Raw genomic sequence first — 5,380 nt, 5'->3', positions numbered from 1 at the left:
AGGCAGCTCAACGAGAGGCCAGGAAAAACGCTAGACTATGAATCACCCGCAGAGCGTTTTAACCAATGTGTTGCATCCATCGGTTGAATTCACAGATGACGTCTGACGGACTTTGGGTTCCGCATGCTCGCCGCAAGTCGCGGGTATATCAGCCCCGACATCGGCGTGATTGCCTGGGTGAACTTATCCAGATCGACGGCTCCCACCATGACTGGTTTGAAGGTCGTGCGCCAAAATGCTGCCTGCTGGTCTTTATTGATGATGCAACTGGCCGTCTGATGCATTTGCGGTTCAGCGAGTCAGAAACAGCCTTTGACTATATGCTGGCAACCCGGGAATACATCGAGCAGCACGGGAAGCCGGTATCGCTGTACAGTGACAAACACGCAATATTTCGCGTCAGTGGCCCGGAGAAACGAAATACCACCGTGACTCAGTTCGGGCGTGTGCTTTATGACCTGGCAATCGAGCTTATCTGTGCCAATAGCTCTGAAGCTAAAGGCCGCGTAGAACGGGCTAACCAGACACTTCAGGATCGGCTGATCAAAGAAATGCGTCTGGAAGGTATTACCGGCATTGATGCCGCAAATGCTTGGCTTGCCACTTTCATTGCCGACTTTAACCGCCGGTTTTCACGTCCGGCCAAGTTCCCTAAAGATTTGCATCGTCCGGTGCAGGAAAACCCCGATGATTTAAGAGACATCTTTGCCTGGCATGATGTCCGTACCGTATCGAAATCTCTTACCTTCCAGTACGATAAGATCCTTTATCTCATGGACCCAACGGAAGAAAATAGCCGTCTTGCCGGTGAGAAAATTAAAGTGCTGGATTATCCTGATGGCACCCTCGCCTTCCACTACGGACATCGGTCCCTTGAGTGCCAGGCATTCGATAAACTGGCCTGTGTCGACCAGGGGCAGATTGTCGATAACAAACGGCTCGGGACAGTACTCAGACTGGCTCAGGTAAAACAGGATGAACGGGAAAGCGAAGGCAAACGGGAACGAAGTAAAAAGTCTCCCAGCCGTAAGGCTCAGATGCGCATCCAGGAACAACTACGGGCTATCAATCCCGTTCTGGCAGACCCGAGCTTGTTTGTGGCAAGTTCAAAGCGGTAGTATCGACCATCCGTGCTGCAAAGAACCGGGCGATGGTTAATACCCAAAAGGATATTTGAGATGATTAAATTCCCGACCAAAAAGCGCGTTGATTTATATAAAAATGCCGTCAGCCCTGAGCAGCTACAGCAGGATCTTGCCGCTGCACAAGAATGTATGTTCGATGCCTGGGAAACGGATGACCTGGAAGCCGTGCTGAAACTCATCCGCAAGGCTATCAAGAAGTCTCCGCTCTGTGCTGACGCATACTCATTCTATTTTGAGATATCTGAAGAGCCTCCTGCATCAAAAATCAGTCATCTAGAAACAGCTCTATACGCGGCCAGCATTGCTCTTGGCGAAGATTTCCAGGAGTACGCAGGACGTTTCTGGGGATTTGTCGAAACTCGGCCATATATGAGAGCAAAAGCAGCTTTAGCTGATGCCTTATGGAAATCTGGCAATTTCTACCCAGCCATGGCTCACTGCCGCGAAATGCTGCAACTCAACCCGAATGATAACCAGGGGATTCGTCATTTATTAACGAGTTATTACCTTGAACTGGAAATGGTGGACGAGCTGACCTTACTACTGGATGATTATTCCGAGGATATGCGCCCTTATCTTCAGTATACTCGCGCCCTTCTCGCCTATAGAAATTCAACTACAGATGCAGAAAATATCGCGAAAACAGCTATTAGCTCTAATAGACACATCCCCGGATTGTTATCAAAGTGTCGGTTGCAGCCCAAGTCTAATAGTGGATATATAACGTTAGGTGAAATGGATGAAGCCATTGATTATGTAAACCATAATATGAAGCCTTGGATCAGAACACCTAATGCTATTGAATGGGTTGTAAATATTTCTTTGGTCAATAAATAATTGCCCGGCCATTTGTAATTTGGCAGGTATTTTGCTATTCAACACCTGCCGGAGCTGAATGTTATTTACTTGCCTTAATTATTGATTCTGTATAAATGGACGTTAGGCTTTCTATATCTAATTTGTGTGGACTAATAAACTTGTGGATAATGGTTTCATCCAAAGATTGCAAGTCATAGTCTTTGAACTCTTTGAAAAATGATCTAACATTATCCTTCAATAGTTTAAGTTTTGATTTTCGCATAACAAATATTTCATCATTAAAATCGCCCTGATATGAAAGTGTTCTTGTGTTTATAATTATGATTTTTTTGCACTTTGCGTTACCATATTCATCCGTAAACCAGCCACAGTGATTATTCATCTGACCAGCTTCTGTTTTATTAATTTCAGCGCGATTTTCATCAACTTCATTTTTACACTCGAAGAGGAAATACTGTCCATCTACATCGCCCCAAAGATTGTCAGGTCCTTTTTTGATTTCCTTATCCGGTCTTTGGCAAACAAATCCAATAGAGGACCCCAAGTTATGCATAGCATCTTCAAATTTGTCAGATTGAACACCAAAAGAAATATTTTGCAAAATGCTATCAACAGAAATCATAATAGATTGATAATCAGTATGTGCGCTAACCCATTTATTTATTCTATTTGTTCTAGTGGCATTTATATTGTCGATCTTTTTATAGATAATTCCATCCTTAGGCTTTAGTAGATTACTGTTGCGCTGGAATGCTGATTTTTGAATTTTATTAGATTCAATTTTACTTATGTTGTATTTATATCTCGCTTGAAGTTGAAGATACCACCCCTTCTCCATTTCATCTTCAACATGTCTGTCACAAATATCTTGCAAAACATTGCATGCTTTATCTAACTCACCTTTAATAAACAAATTCTCAGCTTTGTATTCTAGTGAAATTAAATCATAAAGATTATTTCCTCCATCGTGCACGTCAATTTCATTCATGCTTTCAACATAATATTCCTTCCAACCTTCGTCACGTTGCAAGGATTTATTAATTAACCCAACGAATAATTTATCAACTTCTGCACCCTCATCAATTTCGTCTTTAGCAAAACCAACAATTTGACTACCTATTTCAATTTGCATTCTGGTTTGAGGAGAAAAATATTTGGTAGTTAATGGGATTTTTAAGAACTGGACAAGATCTCCACCGGTGATAATAATAACACTGTAATCTTTTTCACCCCTCACACTGCGGCCTAATCCTTGTTCAACACGCTGTGCCGTTTTTACATTGATGATATCGCTGCTTGGCCTACACTCTTCTTCATATCTATCTGTTAATGTTTCAGAATATGGTTTAGAGTCAATAATTAAAATACGACAAGAATTATCAGGTAAGTCTATCCCATCGTAGCGATTAGCAAAGACCATGGAACTGGAAAATACACCTCTTTTTAACTGTTCAATGCAGTCGTAAATGGTATCCGTAGTTGCTACAGTAGCCCCTATACGCTGGAATTGTTTGGTATTAGCAAAACTAGGTGCTAAACATACTGTACCAAACATTCGTTTATCATGTGGCCGCAGCAACCAATTTATTATTTTTTCACGGTCTAATGTTTCATCAATTAGTGATGGTATTAAAATCATTTTTTCACCCGACCATACAAGATCAGGATTTACTAAAGGTCTTTTAACCGCTTCGACGTCAAAACCTAATCCCTTGATAAAAAATGAATCATCTTGTGTCGTAGCAGACATCAGGAAGCGATGGTTAGCCTTACTGAAGCTACCGAAAGAATCTATTAGTGAGAAAATCGGTGAAATTTCCAAGCATTCACCAGATATAAATGCTTGGCAGTTGTGTATTTCATTTTTTATTAAAGGCCAAATGAAAGATACTCTATTATCTTCAATGTTCTTAAGTAACTCTTGTGCTACCAGCTCTTTTTTATCAATCCATGACCAGTATGGAATCGGAAGTAATGTGTTATTTTTTACTCCATTTTCCATTTCCAAATAGCTACCTTCACCTTGTTCGCGAAGTTCATCAGAAAAAATATTTAAAATTGATGTGTAAAGCTTACTCTCGTTATCCACTTTAATAGTGAAACTGTTTTTAATTGAATCGATACATGCTTGTGAGTCATCTAAAATGATTGAATTAACATGAATTGACTTACTGCCTAAACCGAATACAGTTTTCCCATTAAATAATTTTTGAACATGTGTGATTAAAATTTTTCTTCCGGCAAGAAAATCATCCGGTATCATTTTGCTGTGGTCAATTATACAATAAGGGATACCAAATTTTTCTGCATCTTTGACTGCTTGCTTTGCTAAATAAATATTAGGGCAAACATACAAGCAAGGACTATTGGCCTCATTGATTTTAGACTGTAAAATTAGTAGGCCAATTAAAGTCTTACCTTCCCCAGTGTGTAGCTTAATTATATTATCCTTATCGTCACGCCTGTTGTTAAACCATTCTTCGAGAATACTTTTTTGGGAAGGGCGTAATGGACCAGCTTCGCTACGTCTATCTAAAGACTCATATATTTCAACTGGGTTGATTCTCTTCGGAAGTTCTTTTTTCTTTAATTTATTTGTGAAATCAATCATTTTTCATTCCATTATGTTTGTTTGGAAGATAAGTAAAAGTTCTAATCCTACTAATGTATTGAAAGTTAGTAGGTTAGGCAACGATCGATGCCTCATAACTCAACACTATTCCAGTAATGAAACCACCACAGATTGAGGACACATCAACAAACTCTCTCCAGAATGTTTTTGGCAGGGATATCGGCGATCTTGATAAAGTGTAATCACCTATCGTTTCAAGTTTCTGACTAGCTTTATGGTTTTAACGGAGGAAACAGTTTAGTGCGGAACCAACGGGATGCGATTGAATTCAAATGCAGGTCTTGATTACGAGACACTTCTATCTTGCTGAAAGAGGTGACACTTTAAAACTGCATTGACATTATATGTTACTCCAAAACGCTAATGTCGTACGGAACAATTCACAGATGTCGTCCCTGAACTAACCTTAGATCTCCTCAGGCTCAGCTCAGGATACAGACTTTATGTTGGTGACCATGACAGATAAAGATCTATACCGGCTCGGCATCATTCAGCGCGATCACGACCACACTCTGCTGCAGCGTGAAGCTGCGCGGCATCGGTTGTATCAGAACGTCGCGGGCGTCCCGGCAACAACCGCATTCCTGACGATTTACGCTGCGCCGCTTTGCATCTGATCCGTCAACATTACGCCGATTTTGGTCCCACTCTGGACACCGAGAAGCTTCTGGAACGACACGGCATTCCGGTTTCCGTTGAGATTGTCCGCAACTGGATGTGGTTCAATGGGTCGACGCAACGCTATCCTTAAACAAGGGGGGGGCGTTGCCATGAAACGAAGAAC

At 41.2% G+C, this 5,380-nt stretch carries 3 protein-coding genes and 1 pseudogene; 3 read left to right on the top strand and 1 reads right to left on the bottom strand.

Features of this window, described 5'->3' with window-relative positions; genetic code table 11:
- Positions 1 to 92 precede the first annotated feature (92 nt).
- A pseudogene (locus HX773_RS24990) lies at positions 93 to 1,118 on the top strand (ISNCY family transposase); the annotation flags it as partial.
- Between the two features lie 60 nt (positions 1,119 to 1,178).
- Positions 1,179 to 1,982, top strand: coding sequence for a tetratricopeptide repeat protein (locus HX773_RS24985; RefSeq protein ID WP_176973752.1), 804 nt, complete (start codon positions 1,179 to 1,181; stop codon positions 1,980 to 1,982).
- A gap of 61 nt (positions 1,983 to 2,043) precedes the next feature.
- Here HX773_RS24985 and HX773_RS24980 read toward each other — a convergent pair whose 3' ends face one another.
- Positions 2,044 to 4,575, bottom strand: a complete 2,532-nt coding sequence (locus HX773_RS24980) for a DEAD/DEAH box helicase family protein (protein ID WP_176973751.1) — start codon at positions 4,573 to 4,575, stop codon at positions 2,044 to 2,046.
- A gap of 464 nt (positions 4,576 to 5,039) precedes the next feature.
- On the opposite strand from HX773_RS24980, the gene HX773_RS24975 reads away from it, so the two are divergent.
- On the top strand, positions 5,040 to 5,213 hold the full coding sequence (locus tag HX773_RS24975; protein ID WP_176973750.1) for a hypothetical protein: 174 nt from the start codon (positions 5,040 to 5,042) through the stop codon (positions 5,211 to 5,213).
- Positions 5,214 to 5,380: the final 167 nt, after the last annotated feature.

Origin of the sequence: Pantoea sp. B9002 (assembly GCF_013385945.1) — a bacterium.
In the GTDB taxonomy this organism is placed as follows: domain Bacteria; phylum Pseudomonadota; class Gammaproteobacteria; order Enterobacterales; family Enterobacteriaceae; genus Pantoea.
Note: the sequence above shows the minus strand (reverse complement) of the source record. Positions and strands in the feature narration are given on the sequence as shown.

Excerpts from the sequence above, each read along its gene's own strand:
- HX773_RS24980 (WP_176973751.1), bottom strand. The coding sequence starts at position 4,575 with ATGATTGATTTCACAAATAAATTAAAGAAAAAAGAACTTCCGAAGAGA.
- HX773_RS24985 (WP_176973752.1), top strand. The coding sequence starts at position 1,179 with ATGATTAAATTCCCGACCAAAAAGCGCGTTGATTTATATAAAAATGCC.
- HX773_RS24975 (WP_176973750.1), top strand. The coding sequence starts at position 5,040 with ATGTTGGTGACCATGACAGATAAAGATCTATACCGGCTCGGCATCATT.